At 45.0% G+C, this 24,980-nt stretch carries 24 protein-coding genes and 1 pseudogene; 9 read left to right on the forward strand and 16 right to left on the reverse strand.

Annotation, left to right across the window (positions count from 1 at the left end; translation table 11 throughout):
- Nucleotides 1-38: 38 nt before the first annotated feature.
- The 6 genes from znuB to CJU60_RS17640 all read right to left on the reverse strand — a co-directional run bounded on the left by znuB (nt 39) and on the right by CJU60_RS17640 (nt 6,481).
- Nucleotides 39-881 (reverse strand): zinc ABC transporter permease ZnuB, encoded by an 843-nt coding sequence (gene znuB / locus CJU60_RS17615; RefSeq protein WP_095714473.1) that lies wholly within the window; start codon nt 879-881, stop codon nt 39-41.
- Complete coding sequence (gene znuC / locus CJU60_RS17620; protein ID WP_024120122.1) at nt 839-1,534, reverse strand: zinc ABC transporter ATP-binding protein ZnuC; 696 nt, start codon at nt 1,532-1,534, stop codon at nt 839-841. The genes znuB and znuC overlap by 43 nt, the downstream gene beginning before the upstream one ends.
- A gap of 57 nt (nt 1,535-1,591) precedes the next feature.
- Complete coding sequence (locus tag CJU60_RS17625; protein WP_095714474.1) at nt 1,592-2,566, reverse strand: metal ABC transporter substrate-binding protein; 975 nt, start codon at nt 2,564-2,566, stop codon at nt 1,592-1,594.
- 191 nt (nt 2,567-2,757) lie between these two features.
- Nucleotides 2,758-4,446 carry a glycoside hydrolase family 13 protein gene (locus CJU60_RS17630; RefSeq protein WP_095714475.1) on the reverse strand — a complete coding sequence of 563 codons (1,689 nt, stop codon included), beginning with the start codon at nt 4,444-4,446 and terminating at the stop codon, nt 2,758-2,760.
- A 26-nt stretch (nt 4,447-4,472) separates the two neighbouring features.
- Nucleotides 4,473-5,249, reverse strand: coding sequence for an SDR family oxidoreductase (locus CJU60_RS17635; protein WP_095714476.1), 777 nt, complete (start codon nt 5,247-5,249; stop codon nt 4,473-4,475).
- A 110-nt stretch (nt 5,250-5,359) separates the two neighbouring features.
- Entirely contained in the window at nt 5,360-6,481 is a 1,122-nt protein-coding gene (locus CJU60_RS17640; protein WP_095714477.1) for a response regulator aspartate phosphatase, read from the reverse strand.
- A 120-nt stretch (nt 6,482-6,601) separates the two neighbouring features.
- Here CJU60_RS17640 and CJU60_RS17645 point away from each other — a divergent pair, with 120 nt between their 5' ends.
- The gene (locus CJU60_RS17645) at nt 6,602-7,105 is read left to right on the forward strand and encodes a peptidoglycan L-alanyl-D-glutamate endopeptidase CwlK (RefSeq protein WP_024120117.1); all 504 of its coding nucleotides are present in this window, start codon (nt 6,602-6,604) and stop codon (nt 7,103-7,105) included.
- Between the two features lie 5 nt (nt 7,106-7,110).
- Here CJU60_RS17645 and CJU60_RS17650 read toward each other — a convergent pair whose 3' ends face one another.
- Nucleotides 7,111-8,472, reverse strand: coding sequence for a YcdB/YcdC domain-containing protein (locus CJU60_RS17650; RefSeq protein ID WP_095714478.1), 1,362 nt, complete (start codon nt 8,470-8,472; stop codon nt 7,111-7,113).
- A gap of 185 nt (nt 8,473-8,657) precedes the next feature.
- Nucleotides 8,658-10,079, reverse strand: a complete 1,422-nt coding sequence (locus CJU60_RS17655) for a YcdB/YcdC domain-containing protein (RefSeq protein ID WP_095714509.1) — start codon at nt 10,077-10,079, stop codon at nt 8,658-8,660.
- A gap of 164 nt (nt 10,080-10,243) precedes the next feature.
- On the opposite strand from CJU60_RS17655, the pseudogene CJU60_RS21450 reads away from it, so the two are divergent.
- Nucleotides 10,244-10,374 (forward strand): annotated as a pseudogene (locus tag CJU60_RS21450) (hypothetical protein).
- Nucleotides 10,375-10,397: 23 nt separating this feature from the next.
- Nucleotides 10,398-11,462, forward strand: a complete 1,065-nt coding sequence (locus tag CJU60_RS17660; RefSeq protein WP_024120114.1) for a DUF4352 domain-containing protein — start codon at nt 10,398-10,400, stop codon at nt 11,460-11,462.
- 37 nt (nt 11,463-11,499) lie between these two features.
- On the opposite strand, the gene CJU60_RS17665 is transcribed toward CJU60_RS17660, so the two are convergent.
- From CJU60_RS17665 to natA, 3 genes are all read right to left on the reverse strand, one after another.
- Complete coding sequence (locus tag CJU60_RS17665) at nt 11,500-12,432, reverse strand: aldo/keto reductase (RefSeq protein WP_095714479.1); 933 nt, start codon at nt 12,430-12,432, stop codon at nt 11,500-11,502.
- A 135-nt stretch (nt 12,433-12,567) separates the two neighbouring features.
- Complete coding sequence (locus CJU60_RS17670; RefSeq protein WP_095714480.1) at nt 12,568-13,728, reverse strand: ABC transporter permease; 1,161 nt, start codon at nt 13,726-13,728, stop codon at nt 12,568-12,570.
- Nucleotides 13,729-14,469, reverse strand: a complete 741-nt coding sequence (gene natA / locus CJU60_RS17675; protein WP_059292022.1) for a sodium ABC transporter ATP-binding protein NatA — start codon at nt 14,467-14,469, stop codon at nt 13,729-13,731.
- Nucleotides 14,470-14,612: 143 nt separating this feature from the next.
- Between natA and natR the strand changes: the two genes are divergently transcribed.
- A complete protein-coding gene (natR, locus tag CJU60_RS17680) occupies nt 14,613-15,314 on the forward strand; it encodes a two-component system response regulator NatR (protein WP_024120110.1) in 702 nt (233 codons plus the stop codon).
- A 12-nt stretch (nt 15,315-15,326) separates the two neighbouring features.
- Complete coding sequence (gene natK / locus CJU60_RS17685) at nt 15,327-16,283, forward strand: two-component system sensor histidine kinase NatK (protein WP_095714481.1); 957 nt, start codon at nt 15,327-15,329, stop codon at nt 16,281-16,283.
- A gap of 43 nt (nt 16,284-16,326) precedes the next feature.
- Here the strand turns inward: natK and CJU60_RS17690 are convergent, their stop codons facing one another.
- Nucleotides 16,327-17,406 carry a helix-turn-helix domain-containing protein gene (locus CJU60_RS17690; protein WP_095714482.1) on the reverse strand — a complete coding sequence of 360 codons (1,080 nt, stop codon included), beginning with the start codon at nt 17,404-17,406 and terminating at the stop codon, nt 16,327-16,329.
- Nucleotides 17,407-17,642: 236 nt separating this feature from the next.
- Here CJU60_RS17690 and CJU60_RS17695 point away from each other — a divergent pair, with 236 nt between their 5' ends.
- A complete protein-coding gene (locus CJU60_RS17695; protein WP_095714510.1) occupies nt 17,643-18,026 on the forward strand; it encodes an RDD family protein in 384 nt (127 codons plus the stop codon).
- Nucleotides 18,027-18,063: 37 nt separating this feature from the next.
- Here the strand turns inward: CJU60_RS17695 and estA are convergent, their stop codons facing one another.
- Nucleotides 18,064-18,702 carry a lipase EstA gene (gene estA / locus CJU60_RS17700; protein ID WP_095714483.1) on the reverse strand — a complete coding sequence of 213 codons (639 nt, stop codon included), beginning with the start codon at nt 18,700-18,702 and terminating at the stop codon, nt 18,064-18,066.
- 169 nt (nt 18,703-18,871) lie between these two features.
- The gene (locus CJU60_RS17705) at nt 18,872-20,005 is read right to left on the reverse strand and encodes a type II asparaginase (protein ID WP_095714484.1); all 1,134 of its coding nucleotides are present in this window, start codon (nt 20,003-20,005) and stop codon (nt 18,872-18,874) included.
- 216 nt (nt 20,006-20,221) lie between these two features.
- Here CJU60_RS17705 and lmrA point away from each other — a divergent pair, with 216 nt between their 5' ends.
- Entirely contained in the window at nt 20,222-20,788 is a 567-nt protein-coding gene (lmrA, locus tag CJU60_RS17710) for a transcriptional regulator LmrA (RefSeq protein WP_024120104.1), read from the forward strand.
- Between the two features lie 57 nt (nt 20,789-20,845).
- Entirely contained in the window at nt 20,846-22,288 is a 1,443-nt protein-coding gene (lmr(B), locus tag CJU60_RS17715; RefSeq protein WP_063623076.1) for a lincomycin efflux MFS transporter Lmr(B), read from the forward strand.
- A 115-nt stretch (nt 22,289-22,403) separates the two neighbouring features.
- Here lmr(B) and CJU60_RS17720 read toward each other — a convergent pair whose 3' ends face one another.
- Nucleotides 22,404-23,519 (reverse strand): aminotransferase class V-fold PLP-dependent enzyme, encoded by a 1,116-nt coding sequence (locus CJU60_RS17720; RefSeq protein WP_095714485.1) that lies wholly within the window; start codon nt 23,517-23,519, stop codon nt 22,404-22,406.
- Between the two features lie 80 nt (nt 23,520-23,599).
- Between CJU60_RS17720 and pcp the strand changes: the two genes are divergently transcribed.
- Nucleotides 23,600-24,247, forward strand: coding sequence for a pyroglutamyl-peptidase I (pcp, locus tag CJU60_RS17725; RefSeq protein WP_044162069.1), 648 nt, complete (start codon nt 23,600-23,602; stop codon nt 24,245-24,247).
- On the opposite strand, the gene tatC is transcribed toward pcp, so the two are convergent.
- On the reverse strand, nt 24,244-24,969 hold the full coding sequence (gene tatC, locus CJU60_RS17730; protein WP_024120100.1) for a twin-arginine translocase subunit TatC: 726 nt from the start codon (nt 24,967-24,969) through the stop codon (nt 24,244-24,246). The two genes, pcp and tatC, sit on opposite strands and share 4 nt — an antisense overlap.
- Nucleotides 24,970-24,980 lie beyond the last annotated feature (11 nt).

Raw genomic sequence — 24,980 nt, forward strand, 5'->3', positions numbered from 1 at the left:
AAAGCAGTTTTTCCCAAAGGAAAAACTGCTTTTTATTTTTATCTGCTCCCTTTTTTACGCTGGGTTTCTTTTTTGATAAACGTCCATATCCCCTGAACTGCAAATCCGATCAGGAGCAGAACAATTAACAGCAGGGTAATGGAAGGCCCTGGCGGTGTGCCGAGCTGATAAGATGATGTCAGTCCCATAAATACACTGAATAAGGAAATGAGTATGGCTGACATAAATACCATGTTAAAGCCTTTTGCGATTCTAATGGCGAAAGCTGCCGGCAATACGAGCAGTGCCGATACGAGCAGTACGCCGATAATCGGAATAATAACTGAGATCGCAAGACCAGTGACAATGCTGAATGACATCGACAGAATGTTTGTATTGATTCCGGACGTTTTGGCTGTTGCTTCATCAAATGTCAGCAGGTAGAGCGGCCTTTTCAGCACGATAAAATAAAGCAGGATCAACAATGTAATGATGCCGATAATATAGACCTGCTGCTGGTTAACCGTCACGAGCGACCCGAATAAGTACTGATCAATGCTCATATTGGCGGCGCCTTTCGAAAGGCTGATTAAAAACATCGCAAAGGACAAACCCGCCGCCATTAAGATGGCAATGGATACTTCCGAGTATGTCCGGTATGCCCGCCGCATGTATTCAATTCCGACCGCGCCGACAGTCACAACGACTATGCTCGCCGCGGTAATATTGGTGCTGAGGAAAAAGCCGATGGCAACACCCGACAGTGAAATATGCGAGAGTGTGTCAGCCATTAAGGCCTGCCTTCTAAGCACAAGATATACCCCTAAAATCGGGGCCATGATGGCGATCATGCCGCCTGCTAGAAAAGCTCGTCGCATGAATTCCAAGTCAAACATTTCCATCCGCCTTTTTCTCCTCTCTCTAATCGAATCACTTTATCTAAAAATTGCTGGACTTCATTTTGTTCATGAGTGACCATCACAACTGTGCGGTTGTGATTTTTCACCAAGTGGTGCATGAATTCGTAAAACCCTTTTCTGCTGTCATAATCAACCGCTGTGGTCGGTTCGTCCAGCATTAAGAGATCGGGATTGCTGGCAAGCATTCTGGCAATACAGATTTTCTGTTTCTGGCCGCCCGACAAGTCACCGATTTTCCGGTGGCGAAGCTCCCACATTTCCACCATTTTCAGGGCTTTTTCTACTTCGATATGATCTTCTTCATTCAAACGTTTAAACCATTTCCCTTTTGTGTACCGGCCGGATTGGACAAGCTCAAGCACGGTGCTCGGAAAACCTGCATTAAATGAAGAGATTTGCTGCGGGACATACCCTATAGTCAGACGTTTTCCTTCTGCATTCTTTTTACTGATTGTTACCTTGCCTTCCCACGGTTTCAGCATGCCGAGCATCACTTTTATCAGCGTTGATTTAGAAGCGCCGTTTGGACCTGTGATGCCGACAAACTCGCCGCTTTCAATATCAAGAGATACTTTATCCAACACAGGCGTGTGGGAATAGCCAAAAACGATATCTTTCAATGAGACGAGATTCATGTCAATCTTCCTTTCTCACAAAGAAATAGTGTGCACCCTCCGGCGCACACTATCTTTTTATTTATCCAATAGTGAATCTTTCAGGGCATCGAGGTTTTGCTTCATGATGTCGATGTACCCTATACCTTTATCCTGTTCTTCTTTGCTTAAGCCTTCCAGCGTATTCAGCACTTCTGTTTTCGCGCCGATTTCACTGGCCAGTGTATCTGCAACCTTGGAAGATGCAATTTCTTCAAAATATATAATGTTCACGTCATGCTCTTTGGCATACGTTTTCAGTTTTGCTAAGTCAGCTGCACTCGGCTCTTGTTCAGGAGAAAGCCCCGCAATCGGAACCTGAGTCAGGCCGTATTCTTTTGCCAAATAGCCAAAAGCTGTGTGCTGTGTGATAAATTCTTTTTTCGCCGCTTTTTTTACGGTTGTACGATATAGTTTATCAAGATCCTGCAGTTTTGCAATATATTCTTTACTATTTTTCTCATAGTATTCTTTGTTATCCGGGTCTTGCTTCACGATTTGCGCAGTAATATTTTCAACTTCCTTTTGCGCTAAAACAGGGCTGAGCCATACATGAGGGTCCATTTCATGGCTGTGTTCATGCTCTTCGTGATCTCCGTGTTCATGTTCATGTTCATGTTCGTGTTCTTCTTCAGAGCCCTCCATTAAATCGATGCCCTTGCTCGCATTTACGAAAACCGCATGATCTTGGCCCATGCTTTTTTCAGTTGAAGGAACCCAAGTTTCCATGTATTCGCTATTATAAACGAACAAATCTGCGTCCTGAATGCTTGCAATATCCTTCGGCGTCGGCTCCCAGTCGTGCGGTTCGACAGAAGACGGAATTAAAAGATCCACATCGCCCTTATCTTTCACAATTTGTTTCGTAAATTCATACATCGGGTAGAACGTCGTGACAATGTGCAGTTTATCACCCTTTGAATCCGCTGACCCTTTTGTTGATGAGTTGCCGCATGCCGCGACCAATAAGAAGCACGCTGCAATCACAAACAAACCGCTCCATTTTTTAAACATAACGATATCCCCTCTTTTTCACAATGACTTTAAATCAAAATGATAACGATTTTGTAATCCTTAATAATAATAAACCGAAGTCATTACGTTTTGCAAGATTAATTTTATGTTGACGCTATGTTTTTATTCTTCCCGCGTGCAGCGCGGATATATGTACTGAAAAACCCGGCAAACTGCGCCGGGCTGACTTCTTATTCTCTTGTGTTCAAAAGATATACTCTGCTCTCGTAAGGCTGAAACACCATTTCATCAGCAATATCACCGTTGTTTTTATAATTGCTGAGTAAAAGGGACGCCTGATCCTTGCTGCAGCGCTCAGGCCATTGGAATACAGCCTGCTCTTTTGAAAAATTATTCACCGCCAAAAGCTTTTGCCGGCCGTTCTCTCTGACGTATACAAACAGCTGCGGATCATCTGGAAGCAAGAGATCGTAGCTTCCTTTTATGAGATCTGCATACTGCTTTCTCAGGCTGATCACCTTTTTGTAATAGGCTAAAATGGAATCGGGGTCGGCCTCCGCTTCCTCGGCATTGATGGATGCATAGTCCGGATTGACCTTCAGCCATGGCGTTCCGTCCGTGAAACCGGCATTCTTCCCGCTGCTCCATTGCATCGGCGTCCGGGCGTGATCCCGGCTTTTGGCCAAGATAGAAGTCATCACTTCTTCAGGATCATAGCCGTTCTCAAACACCCGTTTATGATACATATTAATCGTTTGGATATCTTTGTAGTCCTCAATTCTCGTAAACGGCGCGTTTGTCATGCCGATTTCTTCTCCTTGATAAATATACGGCGTGCCTTTCATAAAATAAAGGACAGTGGCAAGCATTTTCGCAGATTCATTGCGATATCTCCCTTCATCTCCGAAACGGGAAACGATCCGCGGCTGGTCGTGGTTGCACCAAAACAGAGTATTCCAGCCTTTATGTTCAAGCGTCTTCTGCCACTTTGTTAATACAGATTTTAAATCAGAAAGCTCTAAGGGCTTCAGATCCCAATTTTCTTTTCCCGGCTGCTGGTCAAGCTCCATATGCTGAAAGTGAAAAATCATATTCAGTTCATGCTTATCCGTTCCCGTATATGTCAAGCCTTCCTCCGGTGTGACAGAGCCAACCTCGCCGACCGACATGACATCGTATTGTGAAAATACTTCGTCTGTCATCTCTTTTAAATAGTCATGGATGCGTTCGCCATTCGGCTGGAAGGGTTTCGGTTCTGCACACTGATTGACGTAGTCCTCATATGAAGGAAGGAACTCTTTCTTTGAGATCAGATGAAGCTGGTCTATACGCAAGCCGTCGACCCCTTTATCGAGCCAAAACTTCATCATGTCATATACCGCTTGGCGAACGTCAGGGTTTTCCCAGTTTAAATCAGCTTGTTTGACGGCATTCATGTGCAGATAATATTCGCCAGTGTGCTCCTCATATTGCCAAACCGGACGCCCGTAGTCTGACACCCAGTCTGTCGGCGGGCCATCTTCGGTTCCGGGGCGCCAAAAGTAATAACTGCGGTACTTGCTGTTTTTGTCCAGCTCTGCTTCTTTAAACCACGGATGCTCGACTGAGGTGTGATTTAGGACAAAATCCATGACAAGCTTTAAGCCGCGCTGATGCACCTCGTCAAGCAGATCATGAAAATCCTCCATCGTGCCGTAAGACTCCATAATCGTCTTATGGTCAGTCACATCATAACCGTAATCAACATTTGGAGAAGGGTAGATGGGACATATCCAAATCACATCTGCCCCAAGCTCCTTTATGTAGTCCAGCCGGGAAATCATTCCCCGCAAATCCCCGATCCCATCTCCATTACTGTCCTGAAAACTTCTTGGATATATTTGATAAACGACTGCATCCTTCCACCAGTCTTTTTTCATCCCGCACTCCCCCTGTTTTTTTCTTTCTACTCGAGCTGAGACGGATAAAGTGTCATTCCTCCGTCTACAAACAGTGTTGTGCCGGTGACGTAACTCGCTTCTTCCGATACGAGCCAAGCCGCTGCAGCCGCCACTTCTTCCGGTTTTCCGAAGGCTTTCATCGGAATTTTTTTCAATTGCTTTTGTCTGTTTTCTTCTTTTTTCGTGTCGACGTTGGACTCTGTGGCGATAGTGCCCGGTGCTATCGCGTTAACGCGAATTCCCTTGTCTGCATAGTTAAGCGCCAGCGTTTCCGTCATCATCTTGATGCCGCCTTTAGAAGTTGAGTATTGAACATTGACTGGGCGCGGAATCTGCTGATGAACACTTGAGATATTGAGCACGTTTCCTTTGATATTGTTCTTCATCATGTGATTGAGCGCGGCTTTTGCCCCCATAAAGGTTCCCGTTACGTTTACATCAATGACCCTTTGCCAATCTTCAAGGCTCATCTCATGCGGCATGGCTTCTGTGCCGTTGAAGCCTGAATTGTTCACCATTACATCAAGCGTGCCAAAGTGTCCTAAAGCGGCATCCATCAGCGCCTGAATCCCTTCTTCCTTTGACACGTCCGCTTCGACTGCGACGGCTTTCCCTCCATTTTGCTTAATGATGTCCACTGTTTCATCGGCTCCTGACGGGTCATTGTGATAATTCACCACCACATTCATTTTCTCGCGGCCAAAGCGTTCCGCAATGGCTTTCCCGATTCCTTTTGAAGAGCCTGTTACGATGGCTGTTTTTCCAATTAAATCTGTATACATAAATGATGTCCTCCTCTGATTTTCCATTGTGTATCTGGAAAATACCCCATTTTTCCGGGTTGAAAACAGCATAAAAAAAGCAGAGAACCTTTTCGGTTCTCTGCCATCTCTTATTGGAAGCGCTGCTCGGCAAGTGTCTTTTTTATGTCCATCAGCCTGCGGTAAAAGAAAGCGGCTGACTCATAATTTTGCTGCTGATTGAAGCGTTCTGCCGCATCCAGCAGCAGCTCCTCTGCATCAGCGAGAAGCTGGCGGGATTCGAGAAGGTCAAAGCATTCTTCGAGTACCTTCCTGTCGCCGCTGCCCAGATAAAGCTCGTGAATAAGGCGGAATTTTGTTAAGTACATGTCATCCGCCCATTCTGCCGCGCATTTTACCCCGTGTTGATACGTCTCTATTGCTTTCTCATATTTTTCTTCTTTACAGTAGATATGTGTCAGTGAAAATACAGCTTGAACGGTCTGCTGAAATTTGTGCTCTTCAAAAATGGCGGCGGCCTTCTTGAAATAGCCCTCCGCTTCGCTAAGATCTCCCAAGCTGTACTTACAGTGGCCTACGTTATAATGAGCGGCGGCAATCATATATGCTTCCTCAAGCTGCCTTGCATGATCCAAAGCGCTGCACAGGTGCTTGAGCGCCTTTTCATGATGGTAGACATCCGTCAAATTTCCGGCAATGATAAATTCACACTGCACACGGCGGCGGCCGTACAGTTCGTATTTCGTATAGATATCAAGCGCCTGGCTTGCATAATTCATCGAAAAATACGTTTGTTTGATGTGATAATACACTTCTGCGACCTTAAAAAGAAATTCAGCTTTTTCAATCTCATCTTCCACATACTCCAGCTTTTCCTCGGCGTGCTTATAATGATCGATGGCTAAAATGAAATTTTTCTGCTTAAATTCGTACATCCCTCTGAAATAGTAAAAATAATATTCTAATAAGCCCGTCAGTTTTTGCTGATTGCTTTCAATTTCATTCAGCATGTCAGAGAACGGAGGCTCGGTGTCGCTGTCTTTCACCGGCATCAGCTTGTCCAGCATAATCCGATGCCGAAATTCCATCAAAGAAAAATATAATAGTAAATCCTGATTTTCTTCCATATCTTCTAATTCGTACTCGATCTCCTGCTTTAACGCTTCTGCTTGATCTGCTTCAAACGCACGAATGTGTTTGTACCATTCGTTTAGTTTTACCGCCACTTCTTCAGATGGAATCTTTGCTCTCAATGATCTGCCTCCTTCCTCCTGCTACTATTTATGTTATATTTTATCATAGCTATTCTCTTTTAGAGAGAGTCAATGGCTTAAAACATAACATTCAGCACCTCATGAGAAAGTGAGACCGGTATGAAATTAATAGCAAAAACATCCTTCATCTTATGCCTCCTGTTTGTGGCGGACCTTTGTTTTTCATATGTGCGGCACGCATGGCACGCTCAAACCGCTCTGCAGGACAGGCCTGTTCCTTCCGCTCTTGATCCGATTGTGAAGCAGAATGCCGACACCCTCAAGGCTGCCGCATCAAATAAAGGCATCTCGATCGTGATTACTGAAGGATTCAGATCCTTCAAGGAACAAGACGAATTATATAAGCAAGGACGCACAAAAAAAGGGAATATTGTCACCTACGCAAAAGGAGGGGAATCGTATCATAATTATGGTTTGGCGATTGATTTCGCTCTTCAGAAAAAGGATGGCAGCATCTTATGGGATATGGATTACGACGGCAATCAAAACGGGAAATCAGATTGGCTGGAGGTCGTCACCATCGCTAAAAAACTCGGATTTGAGTGGGGCGGGGATTGGGAACGGTTCAAGGATTACCCTCACTTGCAGATGATTCCTGACTAAACACCTCACAGCCTCTTCTTTTTTCTTTTATGCGCATCAATATATGAAGGATAAATCGGCTTATACACAAGCTTATAATGCTGATGGCTGCCTGCTGAAAAATCAGGCTGCCACTCCAGCTTCACATCAAACGCTGATAAAAATGCTTCTCTCGCTTCGTCAGCTGAAACATCCGGTTTGTGGTTGATTGTTTCTAATTGCTCTGGGTCTATATCCGGAGCCATAAAAGCGTCAACTTTTCCTGTTTCCGGGTTGACGATGATGCGGGCAGCGCCGAACCGCAGCGGTATTCCTTTATACCAGACAGAAAAATGATTGCGGACCCTGCCTCTTTCGTCGATTCGGATTGGATTCACTCTGAAAAACTCATCAGCTCTCGGATAGAGCGCGTACAAAAACTGAAGCGCTGTCTCTTGGCATTCTTCCATTGAGTAATGTGCAGAACCCTGTAGTTCCATAAAAGAAATAGCTGCTTTTAATTTTCCTGTTTTTTTATCAGTCTTCATTTTGATTGTATTTTTATTTCTCGTCGCAAAATAGCTTCCTATGCTTAAATCCTTTCGCTCCGGCGCACTGCCTTTGCGCCAAGTGCTTCCAAGTTCCTCTCCGAAGTCCTTTTCACCGACTTTTTTCATATCAGGGGTAAATCCCAGCATTCCATATATATCGGTTCCTTCTTTTTTTTCAAGCGGCGGGAGAGGCGCCCCGTTTTCCGTTCTTTCATCCGATATATGCTGGTCAGGCACGATTTCATCTACATCCGCTGGATAGCTGTAACCGGGCAAAATCGGTTCATAGACGAGTCTGGGCGACTGTTCATCATCAATGACGTCATACATGAGCCGTAAAGACATGGTATTGACGTAATGGGAAATGACCTTCTCTTTCTCTACGAATTCCTTTGGGATGTCGGCTTTGTTCCCTTCTCCGTAATATAAAAAATGGACAATCTGTCCGCTGCGGGTGATATCTATTAAAAATCCTGAATTAGGAAGTGAGAGGCCCAGCTGTTTTTTTGTATAAACAAACCGGATGTGATGCCCTCGTTCTTCCTTGGCTTGAAAATGAAATTTCATAAATGTGGCCGGATGGTGGGCTGCGGCAAACTGAAGAGCTGTCAGCTTCAGCTCGGCATCTGGGAGCTTTTTGTCCTGCTCGAGGCCGGCGGCTGTTGAAAATGTGAGCAAAGCGCCGTCGTTCGAGAGTTCCACGATAATTTGCTTTTCCGGATCTTCGGGGTCCTTCCAAATGAAGTATGCATGCCCCTTCTTCTTTTGTTTTTGAGCATAATCTTCGATCTCAAGCTCATAATGCGGCGGTACATTTCCGATCTCTTGCGCCTTCTTTTTCAGCTGTTTGTTTACCAATGAAGTCATCCTTTCAAAGAGTCTACGACAAAGAGAACCTTGTTTATTATATAAAAAGACCCTTCTTCTTTTAAAGTGAAGAAAGGTCCTTTTCTATTAAGGAAACTGGGTTTCCATATCCTTTCTATTACTTTTTTCATACATCAGCCAGTACACACGTCGAAAATGTGTGACTTTTGACTGTTTTACAATGCACTTATGACAGCCTCACCAGTATGGGCATCAATCAATCTCGGATATACCGGGTTGTAGACGAGCCGGTAGCTGTTTTCTTCATCTTCTTCGTATTCTCTCTTCCAGCCAAGCTCGACTTTAAAATGGCGCCAAAAGATAGACTTGGCTTGTTCCGGTGAAATGGATGGAACAGGGTCAATCGCTTGGAGCACTTCAGGGTCAATGTCCGGTCCCATGTAAACGGTAATAAGTCCTGTCTGGCGGCTGACGCAGATTTTGACCTGCCCAAACCGAAGCGGAACTCCGTTACAGTGCACGTCAAACGTAAAGACGGCTGACGAGCTTTCTTCATCCTGTTCAGCGTATTTGATCTTAAAATATTGATCAGCATTCGGAAACAACGCAAACAGAAAACGAATGGCGATTTTTTCGCACTCTTCCTCGCTTACGGTATACGGCCTTTTTTCGTCTATAAACGACATAACACCTTCAAGTTTTCCGGTTTCTTTGTTATGGATGGTTTTCAGCATTTGGTGAATCCGTCCTCTTAACCAGCTGTCCATGCTTTTATCCGCCGGTTGATACACAGGATTATCCGGATTCCGCCAGACGATCCCGATTCTCCCATCCCCTAGATCCGTTTCCCGCTCTTTGACTAAGCCTTTTTCGACCCCGATCATGCTGCCAGGATCGGCCTTTTCGTGAATGCCCTCGAATAAAGGGAGAGGAAAGCTTTCCCGCTCCCTGTAATCGTCATTATCAAATTCTTTTTCTTCTCGAACCAAATCAGCAGGCACAGCAATGCCCGCGTTTTCAAACTCATACACCAAATGCGGCTGATCGTCTCCGTTTTTGTAGACAGAGCGATGAAGGATCTCAAACAGGAGAGTGACATCTACATCTTTCTTGAAATAAGCCAGTGCTTCTTTTTCATCTGCGACCTGTTCCGTCTTGATTATATTGCACGCTTTCCCGTAATACCGAAAATACACCACCTCCCCTGATAAGGAGACATCAGCCATAAATCCGCTCATAGGAAGCGGCAGCCCATCTTCCATTTGAACATATGAAAACCTTACTTTATCATCATACGCCTCATCATTTTCTTCACGGACAAATGCAGACGGAGCTTCAGGATAATGAGAGTTCACGAACTGAATCAAGATATCCTCTATTTGGTCTTCGGACAGCTTCTCATCGCTTTCAAGCTCAATATCACGAGAAAGCCCTTCCAGCTGTCCGTCCGGTCCAAGCTCTACGATGATCCCTTTGTGTTCATCCTGCGGATCTATCCAGCAAAAATACGACCTTTTCCGTTCATCACCATAATCTTCAATTTCCAGCTTTAAGTGTGTCGGCACACGGCCGATTTCCAGTGCTTTTTGTTTCAATTCCTCTTTTTTCACCAAGGCGGCCCCCTTCTTCGTTCGAATGTCACCCTTCGACTGATCACAAAGTAATAGTCTAATATACACAAATTTCTGTGTTTTCCAGTTTTACCAGAACATTTTTCACCAAAAATAGTATGATGAACCTATTCAATATAAAAGCTAATAATCTTAAAATTAATTCCGTTGCAACTTTTTATAGGTCATCAATCGCAAAGAAGGACGGAGTTTCCAGAAATCTGGGTAAAACCGTGAGAAAAGAACCGATTTTTTTGGCTGCATGATGTCAATCCATTCAAAAAGATCCAATTCTCAAAGACAAAAGGCTCCCCTTTCCTAAAACCATTTGAGGAGGAAAAATGAATGTTTCAGAAAAAAACGTACGCTGTTTTCCTTGTTCTCCTGCTGATGCTGTTTACAGCTGCTTGTTCCGGAAGTAAAACAAGCGCGGAGAAGAAAAATTCAGAAACAGAAAAAAGCGCAGATATAGCTCAAGTTAAGATCAAAGATGTCTCTTATACACTTCCGTCTCAGTATGATAAGTCAACTTCAGATGATCAGCTCGTGTTAAAGGTAAATGTCGCTGTGAAAAACACAGGGAAAGAACCGCTTAATGTAGACAATATGGATTTCACTTTGTATCAGGGTGATACCAAAATGTCTGACACAGATCCTGAAGACTATAACGAAAAGCTGCAGGGCAGCACGATTAACACTGACAAATCCGTTGAAGGAAATCTTTTCTTCGTTGTAGATAAAGGCGAAAAATACGAGCTGAATTATACGCCGGAATCTTACGGTGATAAGAAGCCAAAATCAGTTACATTCAAAATTGATGGAAAAGACAAAAAAATCCTTGCGACAGCAGATCAGCTCCAAGACTCTGCGAAAGCTTTATCGGCATATATAGATGTCCTTCTTTTCGGTAAAGATAACAAAGATTTCGAAAAAATCACCGGCGCTAACAAAAATGAGATTGTGAACGACTTTAACGAGTCAGCAAAAGACGGCTACCTCTCAGCATCAGGCCTTTCAAGCACATATGCGGACAGCAAAGCGCTTGATAATATCGTGAACGGTATTAAAGCGGGATTAAGCAAAAACTCTTCCATTCAAGCAAAAACAACTTCAATCTCTAAAGACGAGGCAATTGTTGAAGCCACAGTTAAACCTGTAGATGCATCTTCTCTTTCAGACCGTATCGAAGACAAAGTGAAAGACTACTACAGTAAAAACTCTAGTGCTAGCTATGAAGAGGCAGTGAAATACGCGCTTCAAGTCTATCCAGAAGAGTTCAAAAAGCTTGGCCCGGCTTCAAGTGAAAAAACAGTTGAAGTGAAAATGAAGAAAAATGACATCGACCAGTGGCAGCTTGATATGGACGATTACAGAGCAGCAGAATTAGTTGAAGCATTCATTAAAGAATAAACATCAAAAGGAAATAGCCCCAGGGCTATTTCCTTTTTTATTTAAAAATCCTGCTGATGAACTCTGCTTCATCATCCGTCAGTTCAACATCTAAGGTTTTTAGGTTAGCCTTCAGCTGTTCCGGGCGCTTAGCACCTGGAATGATGGCGTCTACAGCCGGTCTCGTTAACAGCCAAGCCAAGGCGACATGAGCCGTTTCCGCATTCTTTTCCTCAGCTACCGCTTTGAGCTTGTCCACTTTTTTCAGGTTTTGAATAAAGGTTTCTCCCTGGAATTGCGGCTTGTCCTTTCGAATGTCGTCAAAGGCATCATCTTTTGTAAACTTTCCGGTCAGCAGCCCGGATGCGAGCGGGAAGTACGGAATAAAGGAAATCCCGTGTTTTTCACAGTATGGGAGCAGCTCCTTCTCAGCATCACGCTGAATTAAAGAGTATTCTGACTGAAAGACCTCCAAATAGCCGTCCGCATTAAATTCCTGCAATTGCTGATAATTGAGATTCGAAGCCCCGATCGCTTTGATTTTCCCTTCATCCTTCAGTTCCTTCAGCGTGCCCGCGACTTCCGCAAGAGGTGTCTTGCCATCCGGAAAATGAACATAATACAGATCGATGTAATCTGTCTTCAGCCGCTTCAGGCTCTTTTCCACCTCGCCGCGAAGAAAGTCCCGGCTGTTGTCTAATTCAATGCGGCCGTTTACTTCTTTATGGGCTCCTTTAGAGGCGATAATGAGCTGATCCCGGACACCGCGTTCATGAACGACCTCACCGATTAATTCTTCGGATCGCCCCAATCCATATATAAAGGCGGTATCGATAAAGTTCACGCCGCCGTCCAATGCCGTGCGAACCAAGTCCTTGCCAGTTTCATCATTCAGATTCGGAAACAGATTATGCCCGCCGACCGCATTTGCGCCGAATCCAATCCGTTTCACCTGTAAATTCGTTTGCCCAAGTGCACGTGTTTGATCCATTGTCCCTTCTCCTTCCGAAATGATTTGATGAAAAATAGCGCAGGTTCCACTTTCTGTATTAGATATCCTTTTTCTATTTTCCTTCTTTTTTCAGCATACACAAAAAGGAGAAAGTGTATTTCTCCTTTTGCAAGTTTATTTTGGCAGAACCCATTTGTCTTTTAAGAAGCAGGCTCTGGCCAGTAAAAAGAAAATGGCGATGAGCACGACGATGGTTCCGCACGTGTATAGAATGGCAGCCGGACTTATCATCCCGAATAACAGCTGTTTAAATAAGGCGTGCAGGTTTAGGAATGGGATGAAAAAGTAGGATAGATCGATTTGATTCGGCGCCTTATTGAAGATGAAAAACATCGGGAATATAGGCAGAAAGACGACAAGAGACATATAGCTCTGCGCTTCTTTTACCGTGCCGGAAATGATGCTGATCATAAGCTCCATTGCGGCGATCAGCATTGCAGAAAGCACGATGATCAAAGCTGAAGCTCCGATAATGACCCATAAGTGATCTCCCAGCTGAAAGGCTGTTCTTAACTTTTCCGTAAATAAGACGGTGCACAGAATCAGAAAGATCAGTGACAATACGCCAGAGGCTATCCCGAAGGTAGAAACCGCAAGCCACTTGCCGACTAACACTTTGTTTCTGCTGACCGGGGTTAACAGCAGCGCTTCTATGGATTTCCGGTCCTTTTCTCCGGCAATAATATCAAGAGCGATCGGCATGGCACCGGAAACGATTGATGTTAAAAGCAGCATCGGAAGAATGGCGGAAAGCATGATCGCGGAAACGCCTTGCTCTTCATCTGCTTCTTTTTGCTGAACCGAAAACGGCTGGATCACCGAGTGGTCAATATGTTTACTCGTTAAACGTTCTTGCACAATTTCATTTTTGTACTGCTCTAAGGCAGATTGCACAAGCTGCATAGCATTTGATGAACCTTGATCGACCGAGCTGCCGTAAACGTCAATCTCAAAAGATGTCATACTGGTGATATAAGAATCAAACTCTTTCGGGACGTTCAGATACACATCCGCTTTGCCGTCATCGACCGCCTGTTCAGGTTTTGCGAATGTCTTTACACTGATTTCGTCAATCGCATTCAGCTTATGTTCCAGCTCAGACGGCAGGGACTGGCCGACAGCGATCGTGTACTGCTCCCCTTTGTCCGAAAGCATGCTTTCGTAGAAAAACACAAGGCCCAGCATCGTAATCATCGGAACCAAGATCGTCAGTAAAATTGTTTTTCTGTCCCGTAATGCGTCGATCATCTCTTTTTTATAAATCTGTCCTACCATTTATGAAATCCCCCTGACCAGCTTAGACATAAAGATGTAGTTCAAATCGTCGCTGCGTTCGCTCTCGTATAGTGTTTCAAGTGCTCCTCTGTAAATGACCTCTCCGCTGTGCATCATAATGACACTGTCACAGAGCGCCTGCACCTCCTCCATAATGTGGCTGGAGAACAGGATGGTTTTGTGTTCTCTTTTCAGCTGCTGAATAAATTCACGGAAGATATTGCTTGACGTAATATCTAGTCCTGTCGTCGGCTCATCAAATAAAATGATATCCGGATCGTGAATCAGCGCCCTGGCAATGGCGACTTTCTGCCTCATTCCTTTTGAAAACCCGCCCACTCTCCGGTCCATATAATCACGCATGCCGAACCGTTTTGATAAATCTTCTATTCTCGCTTTGATTTCGTGGCGGTTCAGCCCGTACAGCCGGCCAAAGTACTGTAAATTTTCTTTTGCAGTCATCCGGTCATAGAGTCCTGTTTCTCCCCCGAATAAGACGCCGATTCGTTTCTTGACCTCCGCCGGCTGCTTGGCCGTGTCAAAGCCGTCTACTGCGATCGTGCCCTGTGTCGGTTCAAGCAGGGTCGCGATCATTCTCAGCATCGTTGTTTTGCCGGCTCCGTTTTCTCCGAGAATGCCGACGACTTCTCCTTTTTGAATCGTTAAGCTTACATCACGCACAGCTTTGACTACTTTTTTCTTATCTGTAAACCTGCGGCTGCAATCCGTCAGTGTAATCATGTCACAATCTCCCTTTTTGTTATTTCTAGTAATGACTATATACGAAAAGCTGGATTTGTTGGATAAAGTTGTCGCGAAGAGTTCTTTTTATGTCGCGAAATGGGATAAAATAAAGGTGATTCTATTTAACTAGGGGAATGATAATGGTAAAAGTCGGACTAGTCGATGATTATCGAGTAGATTTAGAGAAGCTGGAAGCAATCGTGTCCAGAATGCAGGATGTCGAAATTGTCTTTGCCACCGATTCGGCGGAGGAAGCTTACAGCCGGGTGAAGAACGGGGACATTGATCTTCTGCTTGCCGATATTGAGATGCCTCACATGTCAGGCTACGAGCTGGCGGATTTAATCAGATCTCATTCGCTGGATGTGGATGTGATTTTCGTCACCGGCAACAGCGGCTATGCGGTTCACGCATTTGATCTGAACGTCCACGACTATATTATGAAGCCGTACCACGCCGATCGTCTCAGCTCTTCCTTCGAACGTTATTTCAAAAAGAAAACGGAAACGAGCTTAAACGGGCGGATTTTGATTAAACAAAAATCTAAAATGCATGTGCTGCAAAAGAAGGATATCATTTTCGCCGAACGCACAGGACGGTCGACGACGATTGTGACAACAGCTGAAGAAGTGCAAACGTATCAAACATTAAACGATATTAAAGGCGATCTGCCGGAGAAGGATTTTCTTCGTTCGCACCGCTCCTTTATTATCAACATTCATTACATTAAGCATTTTTCCGCTTATACGAAGCATTCGTTTACGGTTTCGTTTGAGGGAACATCTAAAAAAGCGATGATTACCAAGCAGCAGCTTGATTATTTTCAAAACTATTATTTTTGAGGAGCGCAGGTTGTGATAACTCTGTTTCAATGTCTTTATTTGTTTTTATTCAGTTTCCTATTTTATCAGTCGGCTGCCATTATATCGCACAGCACAGCCGTTTCTTGGCTCGCCGCTGCTTTAGGCGCGGCGGCAGCGGTTTTATACATATGGAAAACGAAGCCTATGCGGGATCGCTGTCCGCTTCAGCTCTATTCATGTATCGCCGTGATTCACATTCTGTCGGCGGCGTTTTTGCTGATCGCCTCCTCTGGATTGGCACTGCTGCTTGTGATTGTGATATTCGCAACGTGTGAATGGCTCCGCATCGGGCTGTGCCGCTCGCTGACAAAGCTTTTTGAACAAATCGATCGGCTGACTCAGGCTGAACAGCACGCCAATCGAATGCTGATGGATGTCAGGAGCCGGAATCACGATACAATGAAGCATATCACAGCGCTCAGCTCGGCGCAGTCAGAGCCGGACACACAAACATACATAAAACATTGGGCGGGCCAGTACAGTCAATATGACCGGTTTTTGAAAGGAGAGAGTGCGTACATCGCAGGGGTGCTGTATGACTTTCTGGAAAAAGCAAACGCTTCGAATGTGAACGTTTCACTGCATTTGCATACACCGCTTTCTTCCCTCCCTTTCTCTCCCGCTGATCAGGTCAGCCTGGCCGGCAACATATTAGAAAATGCGCTCGACAGCGCTGCAGAGGCCCCTGAGAAAGCGGAGATCAAGCTGGAGACAACACTGCGAAGCGGGCTTTATGTGCTGATTTGTGAAAATACAACACCCGGCATGGAACCGAAAGTGCTCGATACACTGTATCAGTCATTCGGCCATACGACGAAAAGCGGCACTCATGAAGGAATCGGCACTTATGTGATCCAAAAGCTGGTGAACCAAGCTTTTGGCAAGCTTGATTTCACATATCGCCACCCTGTCTTCCGTTTAGAAATCAAAATTCCGTTCCAAAAATAAAAAACCTTGAAAAGCTTGGCTTTTCAAGGTTTTTTGTTCGTCATTAAGATGTTAATGATTGTGCAAAGCGATCCGCTTCATCTTGAAGCGTGCTTTCAATTTCTTTGTAGCGGCTTGAAATCGTTGATGCGCTTACGCCGTATTTTTTCGCCAGTTTGGCTTGGGAAACGGTTGCGCCGTTAAGTGAGATTGCATTCACATAATATTCAACTGCCGCCGCAAAAGCTTCCGGCTTTCTGATGACAGGTGATTTTTTCTCGCAGAACGATTTCCAAATGTCAATGACTGCCGGAATCAGCTCATTCGGATATTCATCTCCGCTCATGCCTTTTTCGATCGCCGCCGCTGTTTCTTTCTCCATGTCGTTTGCCCACTCAACGTTGCTTTCTTGAACAGGCTCCGCTTGCTGCGGCTGTTCATCTTTTTCAGCTAACAGCGCGAAAAGTACGTTGTTGAACTCCTGCTTCATGAAGTCCTCCGGCGTTTTGCCGTTTTTCACTGCAGCATCCGCATATGTCTTCACCTTGCTGATCAGCTCTTCCGTTCTCTTCACTGGGAAGATTGTGAACTGCATGAAGAATTCCGCTTTTTCCGCTTCATGAATCGGATAGCCGAGAATCAAGCTTCCCACTGGAGGGAGGTCTTGACTTGTGACGTCCATTTCCACGTCGAATTGTTTTTTCGTAATGACATCTTCAAAATGAATAACTGCTTCTTTCATATCCTTCAGCAGCAATAAAGCAGGCGTCATGCTCTTCCAAGATTCAACGATCTCACGTGTTTTCGGGCGGGTGATCGAATCGCCTTTTTTCTGAAGGTACTCTTCAAAGATCGTTTTGTCACCAGCGAGCGGGTGAAAGAAGATTCCCCAGATTCCTAAATTAAATACACTGATGTCCTTTGTCTGCCTGTCCATAGTAGAAAGAAAATCATGCTGGTTGATAAAACCTGAAATGCTTTCTCTATGTACTGTGAAGGCATACTCCACTAAGTCTTCCTGAATTTGTTTTGCTTCTTTTGCCGCTAATTCTGTCGGGAAGTCGACAACTTTATTTCCGCAGCATTTTTTATATTTCTTACCGCTGCCGCATGGGCAAGGGGCATTTCTTTTCACTTTTCCCACAATAAACCCTCCGAATTCTGTTGTAACTTTTCTATTTTAACAAAAATAACTTCTGAGGGCTTGGTTTCGGGCTAAAAAAGAATTTGGTAATGTGACAGCCTGGTTCATTATGTAAATTTACCCATGACTTTTTCATCAACTTTTGTGATTTAAGACTTATAACCTATTCCCACTTTAGGCCCTTCTTTTTTACAATCGTTAGGTGTTTATCTAAAATTTTTAAGGAAGTGTTTATGTTGGAACTAGCTGGTTTTATGCTGCGTGCCTGCGCTCTTGTGCTTGACGTGATCATTGCGGCCGCAGTGATTTTAGCATCCGGATTTATGTTTGGCGACGGGTCCGCTGGCGTCATCGCTGTCGCCATATTGATGCTGCTTGTGTATCCTTTGCTGATGCCGCTGACAAATTGGAAGGGTACGCTGGGCAAAAAAATCATCGGGCTGCAAATCGTGAGAGATGAAACACACGAGAAAATCTCCCTCCCTCAGGCCATTGTCCGTTACCTGATAGCGTGGGTGCATGTGTTTTCCCGCCTGATCTATTTAACAGCCGCATTTACGAAGAAAAAACAAACCGTTCATGATATGGCTGCGAAAACAATTGTGCTGAAAGCAGAATAACCTTGAAGAATAGGATTCTTCAAGGTTATGTTTCTCATTAGTTCGTATTTTGTCCGCCGCCGTTCAGCCCTTCTTTAATCAGGCTGTTGACTTGGCTGCTGTACAGAAGGCCGATATGTCCGACACCGTTGATACGAACATTTTTTGCCCCTTCTAAATTAGACAGATAGTTCATAACAATCATGTCCGCCGAGCTGTAAATGGACGTATATAAAATCTTTTGATTTGGGTCCGTTCCCGGAAGCGCCTTGTTTGAAACGAGACGGTTCGCGCCGCCAAGCGTTACGACGTTTTCAATTTTATTACCGCCGTCCAGTTTTTTTATGTAATAAAGCGTGTTGGCGCCCCCCATGCTGTGAGCGACAATGTCCACTTTTTTCGCACCGGTTTCATCTAATACCTTTTGCACAAAACGTGATAATACTGGGCCGTTGTTTAGGTTATTGCCTGTCTTGTCCCAAAAATCTACAGCATACAGCTTGTCCCGTGACCAGCCTTGTGATGCCAAATACGTTTTAATACCGGCAAAGTTAAAAGAAGCTCCGCCAATTCCGTGAACCATCACCACCGGATTATGTTCAGCGGCTTTCGCTGACGGCTGCATCGCAAACATGGATGTAACTGACAGCGCAACAATTGTTACAAGTGCAATGATCTTACCTCTTAAAAGTTTCATATTTTCCTCCTTTTTTTGTAACAAATTCTTAAATTATAATACTTTGCCAAATTAATTAAGTAAAGGGTAAATTTGACTTATTTTTAAAGAAATTTTAAGGTTGAGAGAACATTTCAGTGTTTATGATCCCGAAAACGCACAAAAAGAAGGCTTTTCCGCCTTCTTTTCTTTAATATTCATTAAAATAGTCTTGGATTTTTTTAGGATCATCTGTTTTGGTGAGCGCGAGCATTAACAATATCCGGGCTTTTTGCGGATTTAAGGAGTTTGAAGCCAAAAGGCCGTTTTTCACATAGTCGCCGTTCGGTGTGACGACACCATTTCCCGTACGGGTTGAGCGAACCACTGTGACGCCTTTTTTGACCGCACTGACTGCACCTTTTTCGGCTGCGTCAGATAACGATCCGTTGCCTGATCCTGCGAAGACTATGCCTTTTGCTCCGGCTTTCACAGCCGCATCAAACAGATAGCTTCCGTCATTTTGGTAGCCGTACAGAATGTCTACTTGCGGCAGTTTATCAAGACCGGAAATCGAGAACTCCGTATCCTTTGTATGCTTGCGTGTCATTTCATTATGAAAATAAATGTCATCGGCAATCGTTCCGATGTATCCCATTTCTTCTGATTTAAAGGTGTCTGTTGCGGTTGTATTGGTTTTTGTAACGTACCGTGCTGAAGCAATGCGGTCATTGAGAACGACGAGCGTCCCTTTCCCTTTTGCATCAGGTGCGCCTGCCACTTTAACTGCGTTATACAAGTTGGACGGGCCGTCAGCACTGATGGCTGTGGACGGCCTCATCGAACCGGCAACAACAACCGGTTTATCGCTTTTTACAATGAGGTTCAGAAAATAAGCCGTTTCTTCTAATGTATCTGTTCCGTGGGTCACGACAATACCGTCAACATCTTCTGAAGAAAGCAGTTTGTTGACTCGTTTTCCGAGCTTCAGCAATGTTTTGTTATCAATGTTTGTGCTTCCGACGTTAACCACTTGCTCGCCGCTGACATTCGCAATGTCCTTCATCTCTGGCACCGCTTTGATCAGAGACTCAACGCCGACGACACCTGCTTTGTATTCAGTTGTAGAGGTTTTTGATTTATCGGCTCCGGCAATCGTACCTCCTGTCGCCAGTATTTTGATATTTGGAAGGTCATTTTTTTTGGAAGCAGAAGCTGAAGAAACTTTTTGTGTCTGCGTTTTTTCTTTTGGGGATTCTTTTGCTTCAGGAGATTGTGAGCATCCGGTAAAAGCAAGCAATAGTGCGGTAAAAAGGGTCAGTAAGAGGAATCGTTGTGTTTTCATGTTTTCTCTCCTTTTGTTTGGTAACGTCTTTACACCTTTTAATAATTGAATATTTCATTTATTCAGTCAAAATGTGCGTCAGGTTATCTCTCAGCTTTTTTATATGCTCAATTTATTTTCTTATTCGAGTTCCTTTATCTTGACATTCGATGGGTGAATCATGATAATAGACCAGTCACTATATTTTATGATCGCAATCAGTAAGGTGGGAATGTTATGAGCTATGGAGATTCTCGTGAGAAAATCCTTTCTGCAGCTACCCGGCTTTTTCAGCTGCAAGGGTATTACGGCACGGGACTGAACCAGATTATTAAAGAAAGCGGTGCACCTAAAGGCTCTCTTTACTACCACTTTCCCGGGGGTAAAGAACAGCTGGCAATTGAAGCCGTGAATGAAATGAAGGAATACATCCGCCAGAAAATCACAGACTGCATGGACGTGAGTACTGATCCCGCAGAAGGCATTCAAGCCTTTTTGAAGGAGCTCTCCTGTCAATTCTCATGCACAGAGGACATTGAAGGCCTGCCCGTCGGCTTGCTCGCGGCAGAGACATCATTAAAAAGCGAGCCTTTGCGAAAAGCCTGTGATGAAGCCTACAAAGCGTGGTCCCTTGTGTTTGAGGAAAAATTGCAGCTGTCGGGTTACAGCGAGAGCCATGCCAAGGAATCAAGCATCATCATTAACGCGATGATTGAAGGCGGCATTCTTTTATCATTAACGGCAAAAGACAGCACACCGCTTCTTCATATCTCCAGCCGCATTCCCGCTCTGTTGAAGAAATAAAAAAAGAGACATACTACTACAAGCTGAGTGAATACATTCAGATGAACGAGAGGAGAAATAGATTTGGAAACAGCAGCTAAAGCATCTCAGCAATATAAAGTGATGCCAATTATGATATCTTTGCTGACGGCCGGTTTTATCGGTATGTTCAGTGAAACAGCGCTGAATATCGCGTTAACCGATCTTATGAAGGAATTGAACATTACAGCGGCAACCGTTCAATGGTTAACAACAGGCTATTTGCTTGTGCTCGGTATTCTTGTTCCTGTTTCAGGTCTGCTATTGCAGTGGTTTACAACTAGACAGCTTTTTACTGTGTCACTGATTTTTTCAATCATAGGCACCTTGATTGCGGCGCTTGCGCCTAGCTTCTCATTTTTATTAGCGGCGAGAATCGTTCAGGCACTTGGAACAGGACTCTTATTACCGCTCATGTTTAATACGATTTTGGTGATTTTCCCGCCCCATAAACGGGGAGCGGCCATGGGAACAATCGGACTTGTCATTATGTTTGCGCCGGCAATCGGCCCTACATTTTCCGGGTTGGTTCTTGAGCACCTTAACTGGCACTGGATTTTCTGGATCTCTCTTCCGTTCCTTGTGCTTGCGCTCATTTTCGGTATCCTGTACATGCAAAATGTGTCTGACATCACAAAACCGAAAATTGATGTCCTGTCTATTATTCTGTCGACGATCGGCTTCGGCGGCATTGTGTTTGGATTCAGCAACGCGGGTGAAGGCTCTGGCGGATGGTCCAGCCCGACTGTGATCGTTTCACTTATTGTCGGTGTTATCGCCCTTATTCTATTTTCAATCCGTCAGCTGACGATGAAGCAGCCGATGATGAACCTGCGTGCATTCAGATACCCGATGTTTATTTTGGGCGTCATTATGGTCTTTATTTGCATGATGGTCATCCTGTCATCCATGCTGCTTCTGCCGATGTATCTGCAAGGCGGCTTAGTCTTAACAGCATTTGCCTCAGGACTTATTCTCTTGCCGGGCGGTATTTTAAACGGATTTATGTCACCTGTCACAGGCCGTCTGTTTGATAAATACGGGCCGAAGTGGCTTGTTATTCCGGGATTTTTGATTGTGACTATTGTTCTGTGGCTCTTCTCAAATCTCACGACAGCTTCAACAGCAGTGCTGATTATCGTGCTGCATACGTGCTTGATGATTGGGATCTCCATGATTATGATGCCTGCTCAGACAAACGGTTTAAACCAGCTTCCGCGTGAGTTTTATCCGGACGGCACTGCCATTATGAACACACTTCAGCAAATGGCGGGCGCGATCGGGACAGCGGTTGCGGTCAGCATCATGGCTGCCGGTCAGCATGACTACATGAGCAGCGTAAAAAATCCAGCCGATCCGGCAGTCATTCCGCAAGCATTGACAGCTGGCGTTCAGCATGCATTTGTCTTTGCGATGATTGTTGCGATTATCGGTTTAATTGCCGCTTTCTTTTTGAAGCGAGTAAAGGTTGATCATCAATAAGAAAACCCCCTGATCTTGAGGTCAGGGGGTTTTTTATACCTATATCGGACAACACACTCAAGCAAGACGCGAGCGGCGCCTAAGGAGGTGAACATCTATTTTTAAGTGATCGCTTTTAACGCGCGGATAAAATCGCAGCCATTTCATCAATCGCATAACGCAGTTCGCTCTTCGTATTATAAAAGTGAGGAGCGAGACGGATGACATTGTCCCGCGGAGCGCAAATCACGTTTTTCTTCTTTAGTAACGCCGCCGTTTCAGATGCCCGTTCATCCCGAATGGAAATCATGCCCGGCTGCTGTACCGATGGCGCCCCCGCAAGCTCCAGCCCTTTTTCAGCTGCATATTGAAACGCATCGGCACTCACTGCTTTTATATGATCGCGGATACGGGACATTCCGATATGATTCAGCAGCGATAAAGCCGCAGCCGCTGCATACACGCTTATAAAAGCAGGGGTTCCTGTTTGAAAACGCCTCGCGCCTTCTGCATAAGACGACGCCCCAAACCCGTTTTCCCGCCCGAACCAAGCAGATGCTTTGGGCTTCAGCTCGTTCGCCAGCTCTTTTCTCACATAAAGAAACGCCATGCCCGGTATGCCGAGCATATACTTTCTGGTGCCTGCCGCCAGCATATCTATGCCCCATTCTTTCACATCAATAGGAATATGCCCGGCAGATTGATATGCATCTACAAATACCATCGATCCCTTTCTCTTGGCGATGGCAGCGATGGCATTTATATCCTGAATGCAGCCGTCACGATAATGAACGTGCGGAATACAGGTCAGCACCGTCTCTTCCGTGATATACCTTTCATATTGTTCGAGCGGCAGCTCATTGTCTATTGAAGGGATCACAGATACATTATAATCAGATTGCGCCTGCCAAATATGAGACACCGCCGGAAAATCCATCTCCGTGTATACAACATGTTTCTTTTTAACAGCAGACAAGGATGATGCCACGGAAATCATCGCATCAGAAACTGACGGCACAATCGCAATCTCATCCGGCTCAGCCCCTACCAGTCTCGCAAACTCGTTTCTGGCACTCTCTGTCTTTTCAATCGCTTCATTCCAGTTCGTCCCCCTATGCAGCAAGCTGTCATGATAATCTTGTATCGCCTTTGACACCGGCTCTGCCAACGCGCTCTGTGAGCAGCTGGCAAGCATGATGCGGCTCTGCACGGTTGGGAACAGATGTCGGTACTGCTGCGGCAATTGTTCCATTCTGATTCACTCCTTTTTATTATTTTGATGAAAAATCCAGAAATAAACAATAGAATAATAGAAAAAAGGAGATGGTAGCCATGAGAAAAAAAGTGCTCTTCACAGGTTTTGACCCTTTTGATCAGGAAACTGTCAATCCATCGTGGGAAGCGGTGAAACGGCTGAATGGCTTTGAAACGGATCAGGTGATCATCGCTTCGGCACAAATTCCGACTGTGTTCAGAACCGCTCTCGACACTTTGCGGCAAGCGATTCATAAACATCAGCCGGACATCGTGATCTGCGTCGGGCAAGCCGGCGGCCGGATGCAGGTGACACCGGAACGGGTCGCGATCAATCTTGCAGACGCGCGTATCCCGGATAATGAAGGAAACCAGCCGATTGATGAAGAGATTTCTCCCGGCGGGCCTGCCGCTTACTGGACAGGGCTTCCGATTAAACGCATCACATCTCAAATGAAGGAAAACGGCATTCCGGCGGCTGTTTCCTTTACGGCCGGCACATTTGTATGCAACTATCTGTTCTACGGGTTAATGGATCACATCCACCGTACGTCTCCGCACATTCACGGCGGGTTTATCCACATTCCGTACATTCCGGAACAAACAATCGACAAAACAGCGCCGAGCCTCAGCCTCGACATGATCGTCAAAGCATTGAGGATCGCCGCTGTTACGGCCGCACAATATGATCAGGATACGAAGTCACCCGGCGGCGCGCTTCACTAAGCGGCGGCCGCTTCACTGGTCAGTCTCTTTTTGTATACAAACGCTGATAGTGTGACACTCACTTCGAACAGGACAAGCAGCGGAATCATCACGAGAAAATCAGAAATAAAGTCTGGCGGGGTAATCAATATGGACACCACGATCAGCAGAAAATAGGACAGCTTTCTCGCTTTGGCCAGCCGGTATGGATTTAAGATGCCTAACCTTGTCAAAAACATCACCACAAGGGGCATTTCAAACAGAAAACCGAACGGCAGGCTCAAATTCACCATAAACCTGAAATAGCGGTCAGCGGTAAACATCGTTTCAAAATGGCCGGCAGACAAATGTGTCAAAAAGCCGAGAACGATCGGAAACAACACAAAATATCCGAACGAGATGCCGGCCAGAAACAGGGCGAATAATCCCGGTATGTACATCAGTGTCACGTTGCGCTCCGTTTTTGTCAGCGCCGGCGCTACAAAACGCCAAAGCTGATAGGCGGCAACGGGGATGGAAGCGGCAATCGCACAAATGCCGGCAAGCATCATATATACCCAGAGAATTTCACTCGGTCCGAGAACAGCTAATTTTCCGTCAAAATCTCTGATCAGCCAATCATAAATGTCCTCCACAAACAAAAAAGCCGTAATTAAAAACAGAAGAAAAGCCGCAAGTGTGAAGATGATCCGACGGCGAAGCTCTTCTAAATGTCCGATCAGATGAGTTTCTTTTTTATCCATTCAAAAAAGCC

This window comes from Bacillus sp. 7705b, from assembly GCF_002289525.1.
Lineage (GTDB): Bacteria > Bacillota > Bacilli > Bacillales > Bacillaceae > Bacillus > Bacillus halotolerans.

Bases quoted from the DNA above. Each gene is read 5' to 3' on its own strand.
- znuB (WP_095714473.1), bottom strand. From the start codon at position 881: ATGGAAATGTTTGACTTGGAATTCATGCGACGAGCTTTTCTAGCAGGC.
- znuC (WP_024120122.1), bottom strand. From the start codon at position 1,534: ATGAATCTCGTCTCATTGAAAGATATCGTTTTTGGCTATTCCCACACG.
- CJU60_RS17625 (WP_095714474.1), bottom strand. From the start codon at position 2,566: ATGTTTAAAAAATGGAGCGGTTTGTTTGTGATTGCAGCGTGCTTCTTA.
- CJU60_RS17630 (WP_095714475.1), bottom strand. From the start codon at position 4,446: ATGAAAAAAGACTGGTGGAAGGATGCAGTCGTTTATCAAATATATCCA.
- CJU60_RS17635 (WP_095714476.1), bottom strand. From the start codon at position 5,249: ATGTATACAGATTTAATTGGAAAAACAGCCATCGTAACAGGCTCTTCA.
- CJU60_RS17645 (WP_024120117.1), top strand. From the start codon at position 6,602: ATGAAATTAATAGCAAAAACATCCTTCATCTTATGCCTCCTGTTTGTG.
- CJU60_RS17660 (WP_024120114.1), top strand. From the start codon at position 10,398: ATGTTTCAGAAAAAAACGTACGCTGTTTTCCTTGTTCTCCTGCTGATG.
- CJU60_RS17665 (WP_095714479.1), bottom strand. From the start codon at position 12,432: ATGGATCAAACACGTGCACTTGGGCAAACGAATTTACAGGTGAAACGG.
- CJU60_RS17670 (WP_095714480.1), bottom strand. From the start codon at position 13,728: ATGGTAGGACAGATTTATAAAAAAGAGATGATCGACGCATTACGGGAC.
- natA (WP_059292022.1), bottom strand. From the start codon at position 14,469: ATGATTACACTGACGGATTGCAGCCGCAGGTTTACAGATAAGAAAAAA.
- natR (WP_024120110.1), top strand. From the start codon at position 14,613: ATGGTAAAAGTCGGACTAGTCGATGATTATCGAGTAGATTTAGAGAAG.
- estA (WP_095714483.1), bottom strand. From the start codon at position 18,702: ATGAAACTTTTAAGAGGTAAGATCATTGCACTTGTAACAATTGTTGCG.
- CJU60_RS17705 (WP_095714484.1), bottom strand. From the start codon at position 20,005: ATGAAAACACAACGATTCCTCTTACTGACCCTTTTTACCGCACTATTG.
- lmrA (WP_024120104.1), top strand. From the start codon at position 20,222: ATGAGCTATGGAGATTCTCGTGAGAAAATCCTTTCTGCAGCTACCCGG.
- CJU60_RS17720 (WP_095714485.1), bottom strand. From the start codon at position 23,519: ATGGAACAATTGCCGCAGCAGTACCGACATCTGTTCCCAACCGTGCAG.
- pcp (WP_044162069.1), top strand. From the start codon at position 23,600: ATGAGAAAAAAAGTGCTCTTCACAGGTTTTGACCCTTTTGATCAGGAA.
- tatC (WP_024120100.1), bottom strand. From the start codon at position 24,969: ATGGATAAAAAAGAAACTCATCTGATCGGACATTTAGAAGAGCTTCGC.